Source organism: Alteromonas sp. ABH2_165 (assembly GCF_056159945.1).
Map to the genome: position 1 here is coordinate 940020 of NZ_JBSWWF010000001.1, position 20676 is coordinate 960695.

21 protein-coding genes are annotated in these 20676 nt (G+C 47.6%); 8 read left to right on the forward strand and 13 right to left on the reverse strand.

The window, feature by feature from the left end; translation table 11 throughout:
• Positions 1–9 precede the first annotated feature (9 nt).
• Genes ACXAFQ_RS04160 through ACXAFQ_RS04180 form a run of 5 tightly spaced genes read right to left on the reverse strand, consistent with a single transcriptional unit; the run spans position 10 to position 6072 of the window.
• The gene (locus ACXAFQ_RS04160) at positions 10–1239 is read right to left on the reverse strand and encodes an allantoate amidohydrolase (protein WP_474818297.1); all 1230 of its coding nucleotides are present in this window, start codon (positions 1237–1239) and stop codon (positions 10–12) included.
• Positions 1236–2459, reverse strand: coding sequence for a pyridoxal-phosphate-dependent aminotransferase family protein (locus ACXAFQ_RS04165; protein WP_474818298.1), 1224 nt, complete (start codon positions 2457–2459; stop codon positions 1236–1238). The genes ACXAFQ_RS04160 and ACXAFQ_RS04165 overlap by 4 nt, the downstream gene beginning before the upstream one ends.
• 8 nt (positions 2460–2467) lie before the next feature.
• A complete protein-coding gene (locus ACXAFQ_RS04170) occupies positions 2468–3247 on the reverse strand; it encodes a sulfite exporter TauE/SafE family protein (RefSeq protein ID WP_474818419.1) in 780 nt (259 codons plus the stop codon).
• Between the two features lie 43 nt (positions 3248–3290).
• Positions 3291–4886, reverse strand: a complete 1596-nt coding sequence (locus ACXAFQ_RS04175; RefSeq protein WP_474818299.1) for a gamma-glutamyltransferase family protein — start codon at positions 4884–4886, stop codon at positions 3291–3293.
• Positions 4876–6072: an amidase gene (locus ACXAFQ_RS04180; RefSeq protein ID WP_474818300.1), complete on the reverse strand. Its 1197-nt coding sequence runs from the start codon at positions 6070–6072 to the stop codon at positions 4876–4878. The genes ACXAFQ_RS04175 and ACXAFQ_RS04180 overlap by 11 nt, the downstream gene beginning before the upstream one ends.
• A 258-nt stretch (positions 6073–6330) precedes the next feature.
• On the opposite strand from ACXAFQ_RS04180, the gene ACXAFQ_RS04185 reads away from it, so the two are divergent.
• Positions 6331–6726, forward strand: a complete 396-nt coding sequence (locus tag ACXAFQ_RS04185) for a rhodanese-like domain-containing protein (RefSeq protein WP_474818301.1) — start codon at positions 6331–6333, stop codon at positions 6724–6726.
• Between the two features lie 52 nt (positions 6727–6778).
• Here ACXAFQ_RS04185 and ACXAFQ_RS04190 read toward each other — a convergent pair whose 3' ends face one another.
• Positions 6779–7342: a DUF924 family protein gene (locus ACXAFQ_RS04190; RefSeq protein WP_474818302.1), complete on the reverse strand. Its 564-nt coding sequence runs from the start codon at positions 7340–7342 to the stop codon at positions 6779–6781.
• A gap of 192 nt (positions 7343–7534) precedes the next feature.
• On the reverse strand, positions 7535–8353 hold the full coding sequence (locus ACXAFQ_RS04195; RefSeq protein WP_070123620.1) for a MurR/RpiR family transcriptional regulator: 819 nt from the start codon (positions 8351–8353) through the stop codon (positions 7535–7537).
• A gap of 260 nt (positions 8354–8613) precedes the next feature.
• Between ACXAFQ_RS04195 and ACXAFQ_RS04200 the strand changes: the two genes are divergently transcribed.
• Positions 8614–9240, forward strand: a complete 627-nt coding sequence (locus ACXAFQ_RS04200; protein WP_474818304.1) for a CPBP family intramembrane glutamic endopeptidase — start codon at positions 8614–8616, stop codon at positions 9238–9240.
• A gap of 42 nt (positions 9241–9282) precedes the next feature.
• On the opposite strand, the gene ACXAFQ_RS04205 is transcribed toward ACXAFQ_RS04200, so the two are convergent.
• The gene (locus ACXAFQ_RS04205) at positions 9283–9744 is read right to left on the reverse strand and encodes an Lrp/AsnC family transcriptional regulator (RefSeq protein ID WP_474818305.1); all 462 of its coding nucleotides are present in this window, start codon (positions 9742–9744) and stop codon (positions 9283–9285) included.
• Positions 9745–9898: 154 nt separating this feature from the next.
• Between ACXAFQ_RS04205 and leuA the strand changes: the two genes are divergently transcribed.
• The 4 genes from leuA to ACXAFQ_RS04225 all read left to right on the forward strand — a co-directional run bounded on the left by leuA (position 9899) and on the right by ACXAFQ_RS04225 (position 13857).
• Entirely contained in the window at positions 9899–11554 is a 1656-nt protein-coding gene (gene leuA, locus ACXAFQ_RS04210) for a 2-isopropylmalate synthase (protein ID WP_474818307.1), read from the forward strand.
• Positions 11555–11720: 166 nt separating this feature from the next.
• Positions 11721–12539: a DUF3800 domain-containing protein gene (locus tag ACXAFQ_RS04215; protein WP_474818308.1), complete on the forward strand. Its 819-nt coding sequence runs from the start codon at positions 11721–11723 to the stop codon at positions 12537–12539.
• Between the two features lie 16 nt (positions 12540–12555).
• Positions 12556–13470 carry an RHS repeat-associated core domain-containing protein gene (locus ACXAFQ_RS04220; protein WP_474818309.1) on the forward strand — a complete coding sequence of 305 codons (915 nt, stop codon included), beginning with the start codon at positions 12556–12558 and terminating at the stop codon, positions 13468–13470.
• An 18-nt stretch (positions 13471–13488) separates the two neighbouring features.
• The gene (locus ACXAFQ_RS04225) at positions 13489–13857 is read left to right on the forward strand and encodes a hypothetical protein (RefSeq protein ID WP_474818310.1); all 369 of its coding nucleotides are present in this window, start codon (positions 13489–13491) and stop codon (positions 13855–13857) included.
• Between the two features lie 375 nt (positions 13858–14232).
• Here ACXAFQ_RS04225 and ACXAFQ_RS04230 read toward each other — a convergent pair whose 3' ends face one another.
• From ACXAFQ_RS04230 to ACXAFQ_RS04240, 3 genes are read right to left on the reverse strand one after another with little or no spacing between them, the layout of a single operon-like run.
• Positions 14233–14571: an AzlD domain-containing protein gene (locus ACXAFQ_RS04230; RefSeq protein ID WP_474818313.1), complete on the reverse strand. Its 339-nt coding sequence runs from the start codon at positions 14569–14571 to the stop codon at positions 14233–14235.
• Positions 14568–15293 carry an AzlC family ABC transporter permease gene (locus ACXAFQ_RS04235; RefSeq protein ID WP_474818315.1) on the reverse strand — a complete coding sequence of 242 codons (726 nt, stop codon included), beginning with the start codon at positions 15291–15293 and terminating at the stop codon, positions 14568–14570. The genes ACXAFQ_RS04230 and ACXAFQ_RS04235 overlap by 4 nt, the downstream gene beginning before the upstream one ends.
• Positions 15290–15850 (reverse strand): helix-turn-helix domain-containing protein, encoded by a 561-nt coding sequence (locus ACXAFQ_RS04240; RefSeq protein ID WP_474818316.1) that lies wholly within the window; start codon positions 15848–15850, stop codon positions 15290–15292. Before ACXAFQ_RS04240 ends, ACXAFQ_RS04235 begins: the two co-directional genes overlap by 4 nt.
• Positions 15851–16053: 203 nt before the next feature.
• Here ACXAFQ_RS04240 and ACXAFQ_RS04245 point away from each other — a divergent pair, with 203 nt between their 5' ends.
• Complete coding sequence (locus tag ACXAFQ_RS04245; protein WP_474818317.1) at positions 16054–16521, forward strand: nuclear transport factor 2 family protein; 468 nt, start codon at positions 16054–16056, stop codon at positions 16519–16521.
• A gap of 42 nt (positions 16522–16563) precedes the next feature.
• Here ACXAFQ_RS04245 and ACXAFQ_RS04250 read toward each other — a convergent pair whose 3' ends face one another.
• Both ACXAFQ_RS04250 and ACXAFQ_RS04255 read right to left on the reverse strand, forming a co-directional pair.
• Positions 16564–17598 (reverse strand): DUF3080 family protein, encoded by a 1035-nt coding sequence (locus tag ACXAFQ_RS04250; protein WP_474818318.1) that lies wholly within the window; start codon positions 17596–17598, stop codon positions 16564–16566.
• A gap of 3 nt (positions 17599–17601) precedes the next feature.
• A complete protein-coding gene (locus ACXAFQ_RS04255; protein WP_474818319.1) occupies positions 17602–18486 on the reverse strand; it encodes a fructosamine kinase family protein in 885 nt (294 codons plus the stop codon).
• Between the two features lie 266 nt (positions 18487–18752).
• Between ACXAFQ_RS04255 and thrS the strand changes: the two genes are divergently transcribed.
• Positions 18753–20669, forward strand: coding sequence for a threonine--tRNA ligase (thrS, locus tag ACXAFQ_RS04260; RefSeq protein WP_474818320.1), 1917 nt, complete (start codon positions 18753–18755; stop codon positions 20667–20669).
• Positions 20670–20676: the final 7 nt, after the last annotated feature.

Sequence of the window (20676 nt, forward strand, 5' to 3'; positions counted from 1 at the left end):
CTCCCTGTGTTAATTTGCGAGGTGATTTATGGTTGCATATAGTGCGGCCAGTGCCACAGCGACATCGTCTTTGATAATAGCTTCAGCCGGGTGATGGCTAATGCCTTTATCGCAGCGCAGAAACATCATCGCTACCGGACAAATAACCGCCATTGCCATAGCGTCGTGCCCGGCCCCTGAAGGCAGCGAGAACGGCGGGATGCCACACTCAGAAATCGCTGTATGCAAAATAGCCTGCAACCTCGAGTCGCAATGCACTGCTTCAGCGCTATGGGTTTGTTCAATCGTCATTTTTACATTACGACGGGCAGCGATGGTTTGGCACTGCTGCAAAATTTGATCGAGCACCGCATCACGTTGCTGATCGTTTTCACTGCGGATATCCAGCGTAAAGCGGGTATTCCCGGAAATGACATTCACTCCATTTGGACGATTTTCAATTTTGCCTACGGTGGCGACCACCTTGTGCATAGCCGCCAGTTTTTCCACACACAATATCATTTCACTGCTGGCTGCCAGTGCGTCCTGTCGCATGGTCATCGGCACGGTACCAGCATGACCGGCCATACCTTTGATATCAATATTGAAACGCCGCGCGCCAGCAATGGCCGTCACAATACCCACTGGCAGGTTTGCATCTTCAAGAACAGGGCCTTGTTCAATATGCAATTCCAGGTAGCCAAGAACACGGGATGAAGTGATGTCGGCACGGTGAACGTCGTCGAAGTTCAACCCAAACTGGCTCATGGCTTCAGGTAAACTGATGCCGTTTTCGTCTTTAAGCTTCGCCCAGCTTTCTGGCCACTGCCCGGTGAGTGCGCGACTCCCTAAAAGGGTTGACCCAAATCGCGTGCCTTCTTCATCGCCGAAACCCACGATATCGAGATGGAAAGGCAATTTTTTTCGCAAACCCTGTAATATCTGAATCAACGTGATAGGCGCAATAACCCCTAACATACCATCATATTTGCCGCCGTTTGGCACCGTATCTAAGTGGCTGCCAAGAATAAACCGGGGCGCGTTGGGATTATCACATTCATAACGCCCCCAAAGGTTACCGGCGGCGTCTTGCCAGGTCGTCATACCTGCGTCGTTCATCCAGTTCGCCACCAGTCGGTTAGCTTGTCGGTGCTGTTCGGAAAGATAACGGCGGTCAAGATAAGCGGGGGATTGACTAATTTGTCCCAATTCTTCTAATCGGGCCATCACCAGTCCGGCGAGGTTCTTAAAATCAATCATTCAGCGCGGCCCGCATAAACCGCCATAGCAGCATCAACCGCTTCACCCAGCGGCAGTGACATACCGCTGCGGCGAAGTACCGTTTCGAGAGACTGCAAGGTGTGATACACTGCATCTTCCCGCGCGTTGTAGCCCATGGTGCCGATCCGCCAGATTTTGCCTTTAAGCGGACCGAAACTGGTGCCTATTTCAATGTTGAAGGTATTCAGTAGGGTGCTGCGAATTGCTTCACCGTCAACTTCTTCAGGAATGTTCACGCCGACCACGTTGGTCATTTTGTTAGACAGATCGCCAAATGGCTGCAGCGACATAGCTTGAATCCCTGCTAGCATCGCGTCGCCCGCGGTTTTGTGGCGGTTCAGCACGGCTCCCTGGCCTTCTTCAAGCAGGTTTACTGCACATTCACGGGCGCAAAACAGCATCGATGCAGCTTCCGTGTGGTGATTCAAACGTTCTTCGCCCCAATAATCCATGATCATCGGCAAGTCAAAATAGTTTGAACGAATACGGATACCCGAGGCTGATTGGTGATGCGCATCCCGTATGCCAGCTTCAACGTGATGACGCTTGCGCACGCACTCGACGTATTTTTCACTTAACGTGACGGGGGCGCTGCCACTGGGGCCGCCAAGGCATTTCTGCAAACCTACCGATACTGCATCTAACCCCCATTTATCGGTTTCAAACGGATTTCCACCAATAGAGGCTGTGGCGTCACTGTAAAAAAGTACATCGTAGCGCTGACAGATTTCACCTAAATGCTCAAGTGGTTGCAACATGGTGGTAGAGGTGTCGCCCTGAACCACGGCCAACACTTTTGGACGGATCTCACGAATAGCGGCTTCGATTTGCTCCGGCGTGAATACTTCACCCCAGGCGGTTTCGATGGTGTGTACTTCTGCACCAGCACGTTCTGCAATTTCAGCCAAAAGATGACCGAAACGCCCAAAAACCGGTACCAGTACTTTATCGCCTGGCTCAATACACGACACCAACACCGCTTCAATACCGGCGCGAGACGTGCCATCAACCAGTAAAGTTTGCTTATTGTTGGTGTTGAACACCTGGCGGTACAGCGCCATGACTTCATTCATATAGCCCGTCATTACCGGGTCGTACTGACCCACAAGTTGCGTCGACATAGCCTGCAATACACGGGGATAGCAGTTGATAGGGCCGGGACCCATGAGCAAACGCGGGGGGAGAGATAGGGGTTTCATTGATATTCCTAGAGTAAAGATTGGGCAAGCATGCGCACACCCGTGATGATAAGAACCACTGCAAAGACTTTTTTGAGTACGGCGGCATTGAGCTTGTTAGCAATGGCGGCGCCCACGGGGGCAAACAAAACCGTTAACGGTACGATGCAGGCAAAGCCAAGTAGGTTGACTAATCCGTAGGTGGCAAACGGGGCATCTGCCGGTCGCTCACCAACGATTAACATGGTCAGGGCGGCAGGCAAAGAGATGATAAGCCCAACGGCTGCGGCAGTGCCTACTGCACGGTGAGCGGGATAATTGCAAAATGTCAGAGTGGGCACGGTAAGGGTACCGCCGCCAATGCCAACCATACTGCTGAAAAAACCGATACAGGTGGCCATGATTCCCTGACCTGTTTTACCCGGTAAACCATCGCGGATAGCGGTTTTCTTGCCGATGAGCATATTTAGCGCAGACAACGTGGCGATGGTACCGAACAATAAGGTGAGCCACTGACCATCGATGCGAGTTACCACCGTGCTACCGGCCAATACGCCGATGAGGATAAACACGGCCCAGAACTTCAATAGCTCGCCGTCTACGTTGCCTTTTTTCTTGTGCGCCATGATTGAACTGACAGACGTGGGCACAATGGTCGCGAGTGATGTGGCGGTGGCGACTACCATAGCAGTGTCGGCACTGATCCCCAGCGCCTGGAATAGAAAGAACAGCACCGGCACGATAACAATGCCGCCGCCAACACCGAGCAGGCCAGCCAGCAGCCCGGCAAAAACGCCGGTCCCCATCATGGCCAGAATGATGTTCAGATTTTCACTGATAAATTCCAAGTTTTTATTCCTCTTCGTCGGATGGCATGGCAACAGCAAAAGCCTTGCCGTCGCTTCGTGGGTCGGTAGCGGCTTCCGTTGAGCCATCGGCATGGCGCACTACCGCGCCGGCATGTCCCATCAATTCGTTGCAAGCATCGACCACCACCATGTCGTGCCCTTTTGCTAGTAGCGCTTCGCCGACGTAATCATTTACGTCACGTTCAACTTTCAAGTTATGACTCACATCTCCCCAGGTACGACCCAACAACCAACGACCAAGTGCAATGGAACGGTCTAACGGTTTGTCGTGATACACATGGCGGGCAAACACAGCGGCCTGGGTTTGCGGTTGTCCTTCACCGCCCATGGTGCCATAACTGATCCTGCGTCCGTCATTTAGCTCTGCAAATGCGGGATTAAGGGTGTGAAACGGGGTCATGCCCGGCTGAAGATACTGGTTACTGTTTTCGTCTAACAAAAATGAGGTACCGCGATTGTTCCAGACAATCCCTGTAGAAGGGCTTACCACGCCACTACCAAACTCCCAGTAAAGCGACTGAATGTAGCTCACCATTCTGCCTTCGCTGTCGCAGGCGCCCATCCAGATGGTATCGCCTGGTTTCGCCACATGTGGCCATGGCAATGCGTTATCGATATCGATATTCGCTCTCATCGCAGCAAGTGATGCCGGGCTCAGTAGGGTTTGTAAATCGATATCCAGGCGAGCCGGATCGGTAACATACTGGTTGCGTTTAATGAATGCCTGCTTAGTACACTCGATAAGTAAGTGCACCATGTCGGCATCGTCAGTGCCCAAGCGCCACACTTGATCATAAAGTGCGAGGGTCAGCAAAGAGGCAATACCCTGTGTGGGCGCAGGCAGGTTGTACAAGGTGCCTTTTGAAGTAGTGACAGACAATGGCTCAACGATTTTCGCCTCATATTGCTGAAAGTCTGCCAATGTGATCGGCGAGCCCGCGGCGGCCAGGTCGGCAGCAAGGCGTTCAGCAATATCACCCTGATAGAAATCATCCAGGCCGCGCTCTGCGAGCTGCTTTAGTGTGGCCGCGAGGAGAGGCAATTTTACAATTTTGCCTTTCTTTAATGGCTTTTCTTTGATTAGAAACTGGCCAAAGGCTGGATCGTGACCCAAATCGTCAAAGGTTTTAAAGCTTGCGTCTGACATACTCTGGGTGACTTCGATACCCCAGGTTGCCTGATTAATTGCCGTATCGAGCAAGGTGGCCAGTGGCAATGGGGTCTGCCAGCCTGCACTGATTTCCAGTGCCTTCTGCCAGCCTGCGACTGCCCCCGCCATGGTCAGTGCTGCTTTGCCGCCTCGGCTGGGAATGGCATCCTCACCTTGGTAAAACTCTGCTGTTGCGCCTTTTGCAGCAACACCAGCGGCATTAATACCAACAGGTTTTTTACCTGGTTCGCTGATCAGCCAGAAGCCGTCACCGCCTAAGCCATTCATATGCGGATACTCCACCGCAATAGAGGCCGCAGCCGCGACCATTGCTTCAATTGCTGTGCCGCCTTTCTCGAGAATATTATTACCTACCTGCGCGGCAGCGTAGTGGGGCGCAGTAAAGCCGATAACCGGTTTATTGTTCATTATCATTATTTCCATATAGGGTCTTTGCCAGACGGATCAGGGTCTTATCGCTGCCCCTTGGCCCTAGCAGCGAAAAGCCGCAAGGCGCACCGTCAAGTGTGAGTGCTGGAATGTGTAATTGCGGACAACCGCTGAGTCCTGCTAAGGAGGTCAAAGCCAGCAGCTTGTTGCGATAGTCTGCCAGTTCTTCTGCATTGGCGTCTATCAATGGTGCCAGGCCGGGGGTAGTAGGGATCAGCAGAATTTGATTTTCAACCAGGTTTTTGAACCATTCGGTGAACGCCGTACGTTGTTCCTGTGCGGTGGCGATTTCGTCGTCAGTCAACGCTTCGCAGCTGTTAAGACGCAGTTGAATATCATCTGCAATATTCGGTTTTGTCGTGCTCAGCCAGTTGCCGTGCTGCTGCCAAATTTCGCTGCCCTGTAAAATTCTGAACATGTCGCCGGTAGGCCAGTTACCGAATGCGGGAGAGCAGGTCCCAGATAAAAGATCAGAATGCTGTGACTGGTTTTGCGACCACCATGTCTGAATAAGCTCACCGTGGGCTGCCATTGCAATTAAGTTATCGACTTTTACAACAGGCAGTGTGGCAGAGTCAGATTGTGCGGGAATTAACACGTCAATGGTGTGAGACAGCGTCGTTAAATCTTTAGTGAGCACACCAACGGTATCAAAGCTGGGTGCCAGCGCTACCATGTTGTCCATAGCGATAGCCCCGTGAGTCGGGCGTAGACCGAATAAAGCCTGATAACTGGCTGGCACACGAATTGAGCCACCGGTATCGGTACCCAATCCGATATCCGCCAATTGCATAGAGACTGCCACAGCCGAGCCAGAACTTGAACCACCGGGTATACGGTCAGGCGTAACAGGGTTAAGAGGCATGCCATAGTGTTTATTTTGCCCGTTTAAACTATATGCCAGCTCATCAGTAATAGTTTTTCCTACATAGCGCGCGCCATTTTCCAATAGCGTCGTTACCACTGACGCAGTTTCTGATGGGATATCATGAGACGCTAACCAATCAGGGTTGCCCGCAGCCGTGGGAATACCCGCAATGTGAAACAGATCTTTTACCGCCAAGCGATAACTGCCAAGCGGCACGGCACTGTTTTTCGGCGCATCCAGCAAGGGCGCCTGTAGCTTTTGTTGAAAAGCCATAAACGGATTATTCGTCGTTTGCATGACGTGAATTTGCCTGTGAGAGAAACCATGGGGTAGAGCTCTATGAAACAATCGTTTCATGATTCTGTCAAGGGAAACGGTTGCCATTGGCAACAATTTTTTCCCATCGTTCAGGATGATAGCCACTATATATGTTATGAATTTGTAAAATAATGCTGCACTGCAGTATGGTTCACCCATGAGTCTGCCACTTTTTTCCAGATAAAGCGCTCATCTTTTGTGGGTAAGACAACGGTTTTTAACTTTGGAGTAATAAAGATGACACTGAAAAAAGGCTTTAAAACGCTTTTACGGGAAGCAGAAGCACAAATAGAAACAATGAGTGCGAGTGAAGCGAACGAAACGGTGTACCGAGCCGATGTAGTGCTGGTGGATATCAGAGACGTGCGCGAGCTTGAACGGGAAGGTCAAATCCCAGGCGCTATTCACGCGCCCCGGGGGATGCTCGAGTTCTGGGTCGATCCTGAAAGTCCGTATTTCAAACCCGTTTTCGGCGGTGGCAAGAAATTCGTGCTTTATTGTCAATCCGGTTGGCGCTCTACGCTAGCCACTGGCACATTGCAAAATATGGGTTTTGACGACGTTGTGCATATCGAAGGCGGCTTTGACGCTTGGAAACAAGCAGGCCTACCCGTAGAACCTTACACCCGCTAATCGCTATTAATTAAAAACGGAGCTCGATGCTCCGTTTTTTGTTTAATCTGACCTACGCCTCAATATAGTTTTTATTCAGAAAGGCTTTTTCTTCCCGGGTTGACGACCGACCCAGCGCCTCATTCCGTTGTGGATAGCGACCAAACTGCAACAATAACTCCCGGTGCTCTTGTTCGTATTCAAACTGCAGTTCAAGACCATCAATATTGAATAATTCCATTGCCATATCATGAATCGCTAACGATTCAGAATGCATGAAGGGCATAAACAGAAAAGTTTTCTGTTTTACGGTAAGTGCTTTGTCTGCCTCAACCCTCAGCGCCTCCTGAGACAACGCCAGTGCCATTTTATCGCATTCAAATGCTTTAGCTGAGCCGCGATACATGTTGCGAGAAAATTGGTCGAGGACGATAATTTCGGCCAGTCTACCTGAAGGCGTTGCACGCCAAGGCCACAGTTCGCAGTGCGCCGCAGCCGCATGCACTTTTCCAAATCGTGAGCGGATAAGATTATCTAATCCCTCATCGGCACGAAACCACTGCCCGGGGTCTAACTCTTCAAACCAAAAAGCCAGAACGCTCGACGCTTCTTCCAGAGGGATAATTGATGTTTGCATAAAACTCCTGTGTATCACATCCATTGTGTTCAGGGAGGAATCAAAGTGAGGTTGAAACCTGTTCAACATCGATAGATTCGTAGTCCATTGCCCTAATATTGTCACAAAGGTCAAAAAGTAATCAATAAGTGTGGTCTTTTTTTTACGAGATTATACAAAAAAAGATTGATTAATATGACTGCAGGGAAGGGATTAAGGTTCCAATTCATCAAGTTGGTCGTACATGGCGGCAATCTGGGTTGCTCGCCGAAGGGCTTGGTCGCCCAAACGCTCGAACACTTTATTGGCGAGGAAGGAAATTAGACTCATTGGTGCAGCATAACTATCAAATGCACTAATTTGACCTGGATGACAAATCAAAAGGTGATCAACTTTATTGCTATAAACTTGTCCCGTTGGGTCGGTAATGAGAATGGTGGTGTGGTCACTTAAGGCGTCTACAATACGTTTAAATATACGGGTACGGCGACGAAAACCAAGTAACACAACAACTTCGTTAGCCGGAATATCAATGAGATCTTCGCCTAGCGATTGGCCCGGTTGGGGCAACAGTCTAACTGTACTGCGAACCTGTTTTAACTGTTGACGAAAATGCAGCGCAATAGGATACGCGTTGCGGTAACCAATCAAAGTAATACGCTGTGAATCTGCCAGTAGCGACACCACTTGTTCTATTGTTTCAGGTTTCAGCCCCTCGAAAGTAAGCGCAAGGTTACGCATCTCTTGCTGAAAGTGGTCAGATTCTCCTTCTCCCGTAGGCAGCGGCAAGCCTTTTTCCCGCATTGACAGCATGGCATCTTTTACTTGCTGGTGAGAGTCGAAACCTAACTGGCGAAAAAACCGGCTGACTGTTGCCTTCGACGTACCAGATAAACGTGCGATCTCGGCGGTGCTTTTGCTCACCAACGCAATAGGATGTTGCTGAATAAACGTTGCAATTTGCTGTGCGGAAGGTGAAAGAGAAGGGTACTGCTGTTCAATTAAACCCAGGAGATCGGTTTGCGAGGCCATTAATCACACTTGTAGAAAAAGGTTCTGCGCCAAAGGTAAAACAAATTTGCCGAGTAGCCAACCATTAGTGGCATTTAATCCCGGTGATGTACTTGCCCATTTTTTGCTTCAGGCGCATTGGCTTAGCCGTTCTCCGGCAATTAACAACGAGGTCACAGACATTAAATTACGTGAGATAAGGGTGATTTTTTAAGCACAATGTCGTATTTCCCATTATACTGTCACTGAATTGTCATATTGGTATGTTAGAGGGCTGTTGGATGCGACTGTGGATTGAAATGGTATTGCTGTTTTTTGCTTTACCTGTCGCAATTGCTTATTGGGTAAATCAAGTGGCTGATTATCTTATGCCGTTACTTGGCATGGTAGGTATTGCCTGTTTAGCCGTGCTTTTGGCTGATAAGCAGTTTAAACGTTTTCGTCTTTGGCACTGGCAGGATTTCTTCGCCCACCTTCGCACCACGCTGAAAATGTTTATTCCCTGGGCCTGTCTGCTTGCTGCGGTGGTATATCTGATCAAGCCGGAGTTATTTTTGCAGTGGCCAATGCAGGAACCAGAATTATGGATGCTTACCCTGCTGATTTATCCCATTGTATCGGTGATCCCCCAGGAAATAATTTTCCGCACCTTCTTTTTCCATCGTTATAAACAAATTTTGCCCTCGAAAACGGCACGCTGGGGCCTGAGTACCTTTGTGTTCGGGCTTGTTCATCTGGTGTACGGCAATTGGGTGGCTATGGTGCTGTCGTGGATTGGCGGCGCGTTGTTTGGCTACCGCTACATGCAAACCCGCTCAACGCCCGTCGTGGTGGTGGAACACGCTATCTGGGGCAGTTTTATTTTCACCGTCGGATTAGGGTCGTACCTGGTTATTTCACCGCCTTAGATACTAGTACAAAAGATTTCACATGCTGCCTTACTTATCTATTCAAACCGGTATCGCTGTACTCTTTCGGGGCGATTTTAATACGAATGAAGAGTGAACACCGCTTACCCCTTCAACCCGGGTGAGCTTGTTCAGCAAAAACTGCTGAAAATCATCCATGTCTTTTACAATAACCTTTAGTAAATAATCTGCTGATTGGCCCGTAATTAAATGGCTTTCCAAAACTTCGGGAAAAGCGGCAATGGCGTTATCAAATTTTTCGAACCGCTCTGGCGTATGCTTGTCCATGACTATCTGAATGAAAGACAGCAGTGTGAGACCCATTTTCCGCGCGTTGACCAAGGCGATATATCCATCTATGTAGCCACTGTCTTCTAATTGTTTTACCCGTCTTAGACAGGGGGAAGGTGAAAGGTTGACGGCTTCAGCCAACTCCTGATTTGAGATCCTGCCGCGCTTTTGTAGCGTTTCAAGGATCTGTCTGTCAATCTTGTCTAATTCCACAATTTTTTCTCCGTGAGGCATAAAAGTTTATAACCTTTATATATTGCGCTATATTATTGCCTTGGTGGGGTGAAGTTGGCAAGTGTTTGCAATTCTCTGCTAATCGAAATGTCGTACACTAGGTGAACCGTTATTTTCCCGGAGCCTTCGTTTCATGCTTACTCATCCTCAAACAAAATATCAGCGATTCATTGGCGTATCGTTACCTGACCGCCAGTGGCCAGACAATGCAATTACTCAAGCGCCAGTGTGGATGAGTACCGATCTTCGCGATGGCAATCAGGCGCTTATCAACCCCATGTCTATCGAGACCAAACTTCGATTCTTTAAAAAGCTGGTTGATATCGGTTTTAAACAAATTGAAGTTGGCTTTCCATCCGCATCAGATATCGACTTTCAATTTGTGCGGCTGCTCATTGAAGGCAACCATATTCCTGACGATGTTACTATTGAAGTGCTGACTCAGGCTCGTTATGAGCTGATTGAGCGCACAGTGGAAAGCCTGCGTGGTGCCAAGAATGCGATTTTGCACATGTATAATCCGCTAGCGCCAGATTTCCGGGAGATTGTTTACAACACCGACAAAGCTGGCGTGAAAAACATTGCATTAACTGGCACCCGCTGGGTGAAAGAACTCACAGCCAATGCACCAGAAGTGAACTGGACATATCAGTACTCTCCGGAAGTGTTTTCCAGCACTGAAATTGACTTTGTGAAAGAGGTGGTGGACGAAGTGGTGGATATTTGGCAGCCAACCACATACAACAAGATCATCATCAATTTACCGGCAACGGTAGAAATGAATACGCCGAATACCTATGCCGACCAAATTGAGTGGATGCATCGCAACCTGAACCAAAGGGAATGCATTGTATTGAGTGTGCATCCGCATAATGACCGCGGTACCGCCGTGGCTGCGGCTGAATTAGCGCTAATGGCAGGGGCTGATCGTATCGAAGGGTGCTTGTTCGGCAATGGTGAGCGTACGGGTAATGTGGATATCGTTACTCTGGCAATGAACATGTATTCTCAGGGCGTATCACCGCAACTTGATTTTTCCGATATCGATCAGGTTCGCAAGTTAGTGGAAGAGTGCAATCAATTACCGGTTCACTCCCGACATCCTTATGCAGGGGAACTGGTATACACCGCGTTCTCCGGCTCGCACCAGGACGCTATTAAAAAAGGCATGGCGGTACAAAGCAAAGACGGCCGCTGGCGTGTACCTTATTTACCTATCGATCCGGCTGATGTGGGGCGCGGATTTGAAGCGGTAGTTCGCGTAAACAGCCAGTCTGGTAAAGGTGGCGTGGCCTTCTTATTGGAACAGGAAGCGAATTTAGAGTTGCCCAGAAAATTGCAAATTGAATTTAGCCGTACTGTGCAGCGAGAAAACGACAGTACCGGTAAGGAAATGTCAGCAGCGCGCATGAAAGAAGTTTTTGAACAAGAATACTTCGATGCCACCGTACCTTTTGCATATTCCAGCAGCACAATCACGTCGGTAGGAAACACAGAGCAACAGGTGAATATTCATTTTGCGTTAAATAACGAAGTATATTCTATTGAAGGCACCGGTAATGGGCCGGTTGAAGCGGCGGCCAATGCGCTGAGTACGTTCCTGAATAAGAAGGTAGAAGTGGCAGACTATCATGAACACGCCATTGGTGAAGGCGCGGGCGTAAAAGCGGTGTGCTACATAGAGGTAAAACTACAAGGTGCTGAATCTACCTTTGGTTGCGCCAGCGACAGCAACATAATTACCGCCGCTATCAAGGCACTGTTGTCGGGAGTTAACCGACTGATGTGAGACTGGTTCGAGTCCCCATTGACACGCTATATGACGCTGAATTATTATGAATATTGAGCTGAGAGCGCTGACCAATATTGCAGAGCGTTGAGCGATTGCCTCACTCAGCTTACCGAATATATACAGGCCGCAAGGAAGCGGCCTGTTTTCGTTTAAGGAGGAAGTCGTGTATCTGCTCTATGCTGATGAGTCAGGCTCAATTGATGATCCAAACTCAGACACTTTTGTACTTGCAGGTGTATGTATTTTTGAGCGCCAAACCCATTGGGTAGATGGAAAGCTTACTGAAATAGCTGCTCGGTTTTCACCAAATGCCCCAAATGAAATAGAATTACATGCGGGACCGATTCGGACAGGCAGAGACGGCTGGGAACGTTTTAATGCTGAAGACAGAGTTCAAGCTGTCGTCGATTCTCTTCAACTGCTCGCCAATACACAATCTCGACTCAAAGTGTTTGCGTGTGTGCTTCAAAAATCGCTTTATTCCCCCTCAGACATTATCCCCTTAGCTTTTGAAAAGCTAGCAACGTGCTTTGATGATTATCTTGCGGCTTGTTACCGAAAATCTAAAGGCAAAAACCCTCAGCGCGGTATCGTAATATTTGATAAATCCATTGTTGAGCAGAATGTTCAGCTACTTTCGCATACCTTTAAACATGACGGGCATGAACGTGGCAAACTTAGAAACTTTGCAGAAGTGCCGTTGTTTTTGGATTCAAAAGCATCTCAACTTATTCAATTATCTGATATGGTTGCCTATTGGATCTACCGTTATTATCAGTCCCACGACTCACGAGGATTTGACCTGATAAAACCTTTTATTCATGGCTTTCAAGGTGATACACAGGGTTTAATTGAATTGGTTTCAGACGAAAAGCGTAGTGCAATTAAAAAGAACCCAAGCGCAGATGTTCAAAAATACCCGTTTCCAGTGCCGACTCCTGATGGCGTGATCGTTAAATCAACACCAAAGAATAAGCGGTAATTTCAGCCTAATTGTTTTGTTCTTTAAAAAGTTTAGTTTTTTCTACACCGCATTAATTCATATGAACGGACGGGTGTACGATTATAACCTTGGGCGGTTTATGAGTGTTGACCCATTCATTCAAAGTCCAACTGATAGTCAATCAGTAAATCCTTACAGTTATATTATGAATAATCCTCTCGCGGGTACTGATCCTACAGGGTTGACCAGTGAAGATGCGAACGCAAAAGAAACGACTGAACCCACACGCAAAAGGTACGATAACTGTAATGGTATGTTGGGGTCGCGTAGGTCGTGTACTGATAGAGAGACAGGTGCACTACTTGTAGTAAGCGGACAAGAGAACAACGCTAAAGGCAGCAGTAATTCTGACAAAGGCGATGTTGGAAAAAATTCTGGTACCAATCAGGCCAATAACGCCACCGCAGGAACAAATCCTACTGTTGATGCTGGAGGTTTGGTCAAGGCTGGCATATGGATAGGTAAGCAAGCTGCTGAGTTAAAAAGAATTCTTATTGTGTCTCCTCTCGGGGCTATTGTCACAGGGCTCACACCAACAATGATGGGAAATGGTGAGCTTCCTGATGCGTGGCTAAATGAGAATGCTGAAGGTTCTGACAGTGATGCCACAGAAGAGACAGAAACTATCAGGCAGCCCCCTAAAGGGAAGAGAAGAAAGAACAGAATCCCAGATAGAGGCGACCCCGGAACTGTAGCAAGCAACGGCCCCGGTACAACTAAGAAAAAGTATGGGCAAGATGGGTGGGTCGAGAAGGAATGGAATCAAGGTCATGGCCCCGGCTATCCTGACGAGGAGGTCGAAGACCACATTCACGACCATATACCCAACCCTTATCATCCAAAAGGTAAGCCTAAAAGGCAACCCGGTCGCCCTCCAACCCAACAAGATTTGGATGACTTTGGATTTTAATAATGAGTGGTATTAATAATGATTTCGTTAACAGGAATGGAAGGCTTAGCCTTCTTCAAAAAAAACAATAGCTTGATAGATTCTTCAGTTTCTAGGTTAGAGATGAAGAAAGTAGATAATGCAATGGAGCTAGAAGTAGACTTTGAATTAAGAAAGTCATCAGAGATTTCGTCTGTCCGCTTTGTGTTCTCAGGTGTTAAGATGGTCAGTTTTTACTACTCTGATGATTATATTTTTTATAACGTAGAACGTGTTAAGTTTTTAAAAGCAAGTGGTGGCGGGTTTTATCTATCGCTAGACCCTGATGAAGCTGTGCAAGGTGAGTCAGATAATGACCAAGATGTCATCCTTGCAACTAAGCTTGATATATACATAATCAATCATTAATTTAGCTTGTCGATAATTCAAAAACGATCAAAATACCAGCTTTGCTGGTATTTTGATCGTTTTCACCCGTTTCAATTCTTCATCATTACAGTTCCACACCTACTTCAATATTACTAGCAATCTTCCTTACCGTATAAATCTTTCCCTGTTTTTCCTATAAGCTCGAAAGTTAGGATAGCCAAATGAGTAATATCAGTAACTTATAAACCTACAAAACACCCGCCTCAAATACCAAAAATTGACAATACCCACAAATATAAAGATGTTCGTGAAGGTGAATATCTAACTTCATAACAAATGAAATCCATTTGCAATGCAGGCAAGTCTGTCGGACGTCCGGTCATCGAAGCAGTGCCATCTGCTTACCATCACGCTTCAGCCAAACAGAACGATTATCACGCCAAACACAAAAACACCTGTTAACGTGGGCAGGCCCATCGATCGGGTTCGGAACCACACTGCCAGGGTTGCCAGCATGCCAAGGGCTGTCGCTACCCAGGCTGCGAATGTGGGGTGTGTAGGTACAAGCGATGCGCCAAACATCGCCGAAATCATCGTTGGTCCGAGCACGGTGAGCCAGTCGGGCGGCGGTTTTACGCTGCCTTTCTTTTCATGCTGTATTAGTTTCCGCTGCATCCAGATAAGCGGTATCACGCGAAGAAAATAGGTGCCTGCGGCGATAATGAATAGAACGACCCATAAGTCCTGATTCATACCGTTTTACCTCGTGATTTACCTGATTGAAGTGCATAAAAAACCACTGCGCCGGACAGGGCTGCAACAGGAATAGCCAGGTTTGGATACCCCAGAAGCCTGAGAGACAAGGCTAAAACCGCTGAGGCGCCAAGTGTGAGTGTCCATAAACGGTTATTACAACGCGGCGCTACCAGTACCAGAAACAGTGCGGGTAGTGCAAAGGGCAGAACATCATTGATGACTGGCCAGCGCTGGGTAATTTCATCACCCGCAATAGCGCCGATTGCCGTACCGGCTACCCAGCTAAACCAGGCAAGCATTGCTGTGCATGTATACCATGCAATCCGATCAGCTTTTGCTATTTGTGGCAACCGGGATAACGACAACGCAAAGAGCTGATCTGTCAGGCCATGCATCAGAAATAGCCAACGCTTATCTTTACCCAAATAGGGAGCTATATTCGGGGCATAAACAATATGACGGGCATTTATCAATAAGGTCATTATTACCACCAGGGACATTGGCGCGCCCGACGCCACCATAGCAACAAATAAAAATTGGGATGCGCCGGCGTAGATAAATAATGAAATTAAAATTGTTTCCAGCACGCCGAAACCGGATTGAACCGATATTAATCCGAATGAGATGGCTACCGGAATATAGCCACCGAACAGCGGCAGGGCATCTTTCACTCCCTGTTTCCATGGCGACAAAATATCCTGAGAAGTGACCGTCGTCATGGGCGTACGTTTCCCCTGTTATCCGAATGTTCTGAAGGATATGTAATAGTGACAATCATATTGGCTGCGCTATCCGTGGTCTGATAAAAGTGTGGTTTAGCTGCGTCAAAGCTGCAGTAATTCCCTGCGCGCAGGTGCTGTGGATTGTCGGTATTGCCAGCTTGTATTAAACCGCTAATTACAGTGACCGCTTCCACACTGCCGTCGAAATGTGGTTCAGATTCTTTCAGACTATGCGGAGCTAACGACATCCAGTACACATCGACTCTGGGATTATCATTGCCCTGGTCAATAAGCCGAACCTGAACCCCGTTTTCTCCCCAGGCGCTATCAGCCCTGGCGACAAGATCCCCGAAGGGCACATCCAGCTGTAAAGCAAGTCGCCAGATTGTTTCAATGGTCGGATTCCCTTCACCTTGCTCAATACGCGACAAGTTAGATTTTGCGATACCGGCATTGCTGGCGAGTTGAGACAAAGACAGCTTACGGTTTTTGCGCAGTAACTGGAGGTTCTGGCCCAGCACAGCGAAATCAGGTTTATCCATCAAATTAGTCATTTGTTCGTTATATGGAACGTTCTATATAACGAACAAGTTTGTGTCAATTAAAAATGTGGAATCATTCACACTATTTATTTGAGTGTAAGGTGCTGTATGTACATAATCAGAAAGGGACTTACCGATATTTTTGCAGAAAAATAAACCGATCACTGCTGACTATAGCCACATCAAGTGTGTTGTGGCATTTGAAAAGGATTTTTATGAGAAACATACTGCTACTTTCACTTTCCATGCTGTTTTCCAGCTTTTTATTTGCAGAGGAATCCAAAACAGATCTCAACGCATTTGCGAATTTGTATTTTGAAAAAATGATTGCCACGCAAAGCCCGGATGCCACAGAAAAGGAACTTGAAGAATATCTGGCGCTGCTGACTGACGATGTTGGTCACTCACATCTTCCCTGGCAAACTGATGACTCCCGTTTACCTTCAGGGAAAGCAGATATGCGAAAAGGTATGACCTTCTATCTGGGAGCACATACAGATTACAAAGCAGAACTGTTAGATGTATTCACCTTTAATCAGTCTGCAATCGCAATCAGATATCATAACTATGCTAAAGGTGTTCATCCTGAAAATAATCAGCCTGTTGAGTACTCTCAGAAAATGATGGAAGTATTAGAACTGGAAGACGGAAGAGTCGCGGTAATTCGTAAATATCATGAATAGCTGTTATCAGAAATGCTGTTCAGATGCTGGTTTATGTGCAATTTAACCAGGCTTCTGTGGCGATAAATGACATCTGTCCAGAAAGGTCTGCCACAGTTTCACGTGTTCACTCATGGCTGCCTGATAGGCGCGAAACTCGCTGTTCCGGGCTTCGATATACTGTTTGAAAGCAGGCTGAATAGTCGGTGATGCCTGTAGTTGTTCAAGCACTGGCGTAAGCTGGTAGTGGAAGTGGTTAAGGCGGCTGCCTACGGGTTGAATTTTTTCTATGAAAAAGAGGTAGAACACATTTCGCAGGATCTCAGCCTGTTCGGACGCACGCCCGTTTTCACAAGATACATCTGGTAGCGTCACTTTGAGTGCGGTGGTTAAATCATTCAGCCTGGCCGCAAGCAGATTCTGCGTTCGCCATAGCTTTGCAGGTAAGCGCGAGGCATCGAGAATTTTTAGTTGGCGGTTTAACTCATCCAGACTTACGTCGGTTATCGCAGACAATCTCACAAGGTAGGCGAGGGCGGTTACGCCTGCACTGTCATCGTCTTCTCTTTCCACTGACAGCAATTCAGTGCTTTTAGAAAATGCGAGTTTGTTTTCCCGGACGGACTGAATCATATTCGCCCATACTTTCGGTAATTGCTGACGCTTTACACGTTGCCAATCTTGTAATTTTTCCGCGAGTTGACTGTGTTCATCGCCAAGAGAAAGAATGCAGTCGTTGAGCGTGTTAACAAGGGAAACTTCATAAGCAAATGCCGCAGCCTGATCTTGTTGCTTGCCAAGCGTCGTGTTCCGCTCAGCCACCAAGCTGCCGATTTGGCAAGATTGCAACGAATAGAATTCAGTAAGCGAAATTTCGAAGATTTGCAGGGGCCAGACAAGTTGGTTCTCAGCGGGATAATTCAGGGTAGCTACAGGGGAATGATAAATGAGGTCAGTATCCACAACCCTTGATAATCGTTCAGCATAGTCTTGTAAATCGCTGGATACACCGGATTCGAAGCTACAACCAATGAATGCAGAGAGAATTGTAATAACAACGAGTCCGCGCATCAGCACGCGACGCAAAGTACCTAACATCGTTTAGTGAACGTTCCTTATTTGCGCTATTTGTGACTTACACGAATCAATATAGTGACCGCCGAACATTAGCGCATGGTTCAGTAAATGGTACAGGTTATAAATGTGCTTTCGCGGTTCATATTCTGCGGCCAACGGCCATACATTATTATAACCCTGATAAAACGGGCTGGGGAAGGCTCCGAATAACTCTGTCATGGCGATGTCGGTCTCGCGATCGCCGTAGTAAATTGCTGGGTCAAAAATTGTTGGGCCATACCGGCAGAAGCCAACATTGCCTTGCCATAAATCACCGTGTACCAACGAAGCCTGAGGTTTGTGCGACTGCAACAAACGATGGACCTGAGTAACCAGCACATCGATGTTGGCAACACGCAAGTCCCGTCGGGCACAATGTTCCAGCATATTGCCAATACGGTGCTCAGCGAAAAAGCGGGCCCAGTCATTGCTGAATGTATTACGTTGTGCAGTTTGACCTATGAAGTTATTTTCATGCCAGCCGCTCTGCTTAGTTGTCGTTGTTTGGTGCAGCGTCGCTAGCTGGGCGCCCAGTTCGTACCAGGCTTCCGGTTGCGGATTTTGAAAGCGTAGATGTTCTAACACCATGTATTCAAATTGCTTTGCGCCCTCATCGGCAAGCCCGTAGCAAATAAGCTGAGGAATGTGCATGGTACCAGATGCAGACAGTGCCTGCAGACCATCCATTTCATAGCGCAGTCGTTGACCGTTAACCAGTGGATTAATTTTGACAAAATAACGGTGCGACTCGTCGTTAATCACAAACGCAGAATGGGTATCTCCGCCACTAACCGCATTGCGCTTTGCAATGCTGAAAAATGTTTGTGTTACATCACTGATGTGTTCACAAATGAAATGCCACATATTCATTCGCTCTTCATTACCTCCGCAAATTATGGCAAACATCACCGCGATTGCTAATTCTGAACAACAGTTTTAAAACCCCGCTTGATGATTTACCGAAATGGGCCATTGCACCTCACGGTTAAGCCGTTATAATTCGGTCTCTTTATCAGATGCGGGTAGGCATCTGTGTTTTATCATTGCAGTCTTTTAATGGTCTGTCGACCTTAGCTGTACACCCATTTTTAATGCAAGTGGCGCAGAGTAGGCGTCACCACTGTAAAGGAACTTTCATGCCTGTAATTACTCTTCCCGATGGAAGCCAGCGCGCTTTCGATTCTGCCGTTTCTGTAATGGACGTGGCCGCCGATATCGGCCCGGGCCTGGCGAAAGCCACCATTGCCGGTCGTGTTAACGGCGAGCGTGTAGACGCCCGTGACCTTATTGAATCAGACGCTGCGTTACAGATCATCACTGCAAAAGATGAAGACGGTCTTGAGATCATCCGTCACAGCTGTGCTCACTTAATTGGTCATGCGATCAAACAACTATGGCCAGATGCCAAAATGGCTATCGGTCCTACTATCGACAACGGTTTTTACTATGATGTCGATATGGAGCACAGCCTCACGCAAGAAGACTTACAGAAGCTCGAAAAGCGCATGCTTGAGCTGGCGAAAACTAACTACGACGTAGTTAAGAAAAATGTGAGCTGGCAGGAAGCGCGGGATACCTTCGAAGCTCGCGGCGAAACGTACAAAATGGAAATTCTCGATGAGAACATTCCAAAGGATTCTTTCCCGGGTTTGTATCACCACGAAGAATACATTGATATGTGTCGTGGTCCGCACGTGCCTAACATGAAGTTCTGTCAGCATTTTAAACTGATGAAAGTGGCCGGTGCGTACTGGCGCGGTAACAGTGACAATAAAATGCTGCAGCGTATTTACGGCACAGCATGGGCTGACAAAAAGCAACTGAAGGCGTACCTGCAGCGTCTGGAAGAAGCAGAAAAGCGCGATCACCGTAAAATCGGTAAAACACTGGATCTGTTCCACTGGCAGGAAGAAGCGCCGGGCATGGTATTCTGGCACAACGATGGCTGGTCTATTTACACCGAGCTTGAGCAGTTTGTTCGTAAGATGCTGCGTAGCTACTCCTACGACGAAGTAAAAGGTCCGCTGATGATGGACCGCGTACTGTGGGAAAAATCCGGTCACTGGGACAAGTACGCCGAAAACATGTTCACCACAGAATCAGAAAAGCGTGAATATGCCATTAAGCCAATGAACTGCCCGGGTCACGTACAAATCTTTAATCAGGGTCTGAAATCCTACCGCGACCTGCCATTGCGTATGGCAGAGTTCGGTTGCTGTCACCGGAATGAACCTTCTGGTGCATTACATGGTCTGATGCGTGTTCGTGGATTTACCCAGGACGATGCCCACATCTTCTGTACTGAGGAACAAATCCTCAGTGAAGTAGGTCTGTGTATCGACATGATTTACGACGCCTATAAAGCGTTTGGCTTCGAAAAGATTGAAGTTAAGCTGTCTACCCGCCCTGAAAAGCGTGTAGGTAGTGATGAAATCTGGGATAAAGCAGAAAAGGCTCTGGCGGAAGCGCTGGACAGTAAAGGCATTGAATTCAGCTGGTTGCCGGGGGAAGGTGCTTTCTACGGCCCTAAAATTGAATTTACCTTGTATGATTGTCTGGATCGCGCTTGGCAGTGTGGTACCGTGCAGCTCGACTTCTCTATGCCAGGCCGCTTAGGTTCAACCTATGTTGCTGAAGACGGTGAGCGTCGTGTTCCGGTGATGATTCACCGTGCGGTTTTAGGTTCTCTTGAACGTTTCATTGGTATTCTTACTGAAGAATTTGCCGGATTCTTCCCACTCTGGTTAGCTCCTCAGCAGCTGGTAGTGATGAATATTACCGACAATCAGGCAGAATATGTGCAAAAAACTGTACAAAAACTGCAGAATGCTGGATTTAGAGTAAAGTCTGACTTGAGAAATGAGAAGATTGGCTTTAAAATCCGCGAGCACACTTTAAAGCGCGTTCCTTATATGTTGGTCTGTGGTGACAAAGAAGTCGAAGCAGGGCACATCGCCGTTCGTTCCCGTAAAGGTGAAGATTTAGGTTCAATGTCTGTTGATGCCTTCATCGAACTGGCACAAAAGGAAGTAGCGGATAAAACTATTAAGTAATGGTGAG

Excerpts from the sequence above, each read along its gene's own strand:
- ACXAFQ_RS04245 (WP_474818317.1), top strand. The coding sequence starts at position 16,054 with ATGAGAAACATACTGCTACTTTCACTTTCCATGCTGTTTTCCAGCTTT.
- ACXAFQ_RS04170 (WP_474818419.1), bottom strand. The coding sequence starts at position 3,247 with ATGATGGGGACCGGCGTTTTTGCCGGGCTGCTGGCTGGCCTGCTCGGT.
- ACXAFQ_RS04230 (WP_474818313.1), bottom strand. The coding sequence starts at position 14,571 with ATGAATCAGGACTTATGGGTCGTTCTATTCATTATCGCCGCAGGCACC.
- ACXAFQ_RS04255 (WP_474818319.1), bottom strand. The coding sequence starts at position 18,486 with ATGAATATGTGGCATTTCATTTGTGAACACATCAGTGATGTAACACAA.
- thrS (WP_474818320.1), top strand. The coding sequence starts at position 18,753 with ATGCCTGTAATTACTCTTCCCGATGGAAGCCAGCGCGCTTTCGATTCT.
- ACXAFQ_RS04250 (WP_474818318.1), bottom strand. The coding sequence starts at position 17,598 with ATGTTAGGTACTTTGCGTCGCGTGCTGATGCGCGGACTCGTTGTTATT.
- ACXAFQ_RS04195 (WP_070123620.1), bottom strand. The coding sequence starts at position 8,353 with ATGGCCTCGCAAACCGATCTCCTGGGTTTAATTGAACAGCAGTACCCT.
- ACXAFQ_RS04185 (WP_474818301.1), top strand. The coding sequence starts at position 6,331 with ATGACACTGAAAAAAGGCTTTAAAACGCTTTTACGGGAAGCAGAAGCA.
- ACXAFQ_RS04165 (WP_474818298.1), bottom strand. The coding sequence starts at position 2,459 with ATGAAACCCCTATCTCTCCCCCCGCGTTTGCTCATGGGTCCCGGCCCT.
- ACXAFQ_RS04235 (WP_474818315.1), bottom strand. The coding sequence starts at position 15,293 with ATGACGACGGTCACTTCTCAGGATATTTTGTCGCCATGGAAACAGGGA.
- ACXAFQ_RS04180 (WP_474818300.1), bottom strand. The coding sequence starts at position 6,072 with ATGCAAACGACGAATAATCCGTTTATGGCTTTTCAACAAAAGCTACAG.
- ACXAFQ_RS04175 (WP_474818299.1), bottom strand. The coding sequence starts at position 4,886 with ATGAACAATAAACCGGTTATCGGCTTTACTGCGCCCCACTACGCTGCC.
- ACXAFQ_RS04190 (WP_474818302.1), bottom strand. The coding sequence starts at position 7,342 with ATGCAAACATCAATTATCCCTCTGGAAGAAGCGTCGAGCGTTCTGGCT.
- ACXAFQ_RS04240 (WP_474818316.1), bottom strand. The coding sequence starts at position 15,850 with ATGACTAATTTGATGGATAAACCTGATTTCGCTGTGCTGGGCCAGAAC.
- leuA (WP_474818307.1), top strand. The coding sequence starts at position 9,899 with ATGCTTACTCATCCTCAAACAAAATATCAGCGATTCATTGGCGTATCG.
- ACXAFQ_RS04225 (WP_474818310.1), top strand. The coding sequence starts at position 13,489 with ATGATTTCGTTAACAGGAATGGAAGGCTTAGCCTTCTTCAAAAAAAAC.
- ACXAFQ_RS04160 (WP_474818297.1), bottom strand. The coding sequence starts at position 1,239 with ATGATTGATTTTAAGAACCTCGCCGGACTGGTGATGGCCCGATTAGAA.
- ACXAFQ_RS04200 (WP_474818304.1), top strand. The coding sequence starts at position 8,614 with ATGCGACTGTGGATTGAAATGGTATTGCTGTTTTTTGCTTTACCTGTC.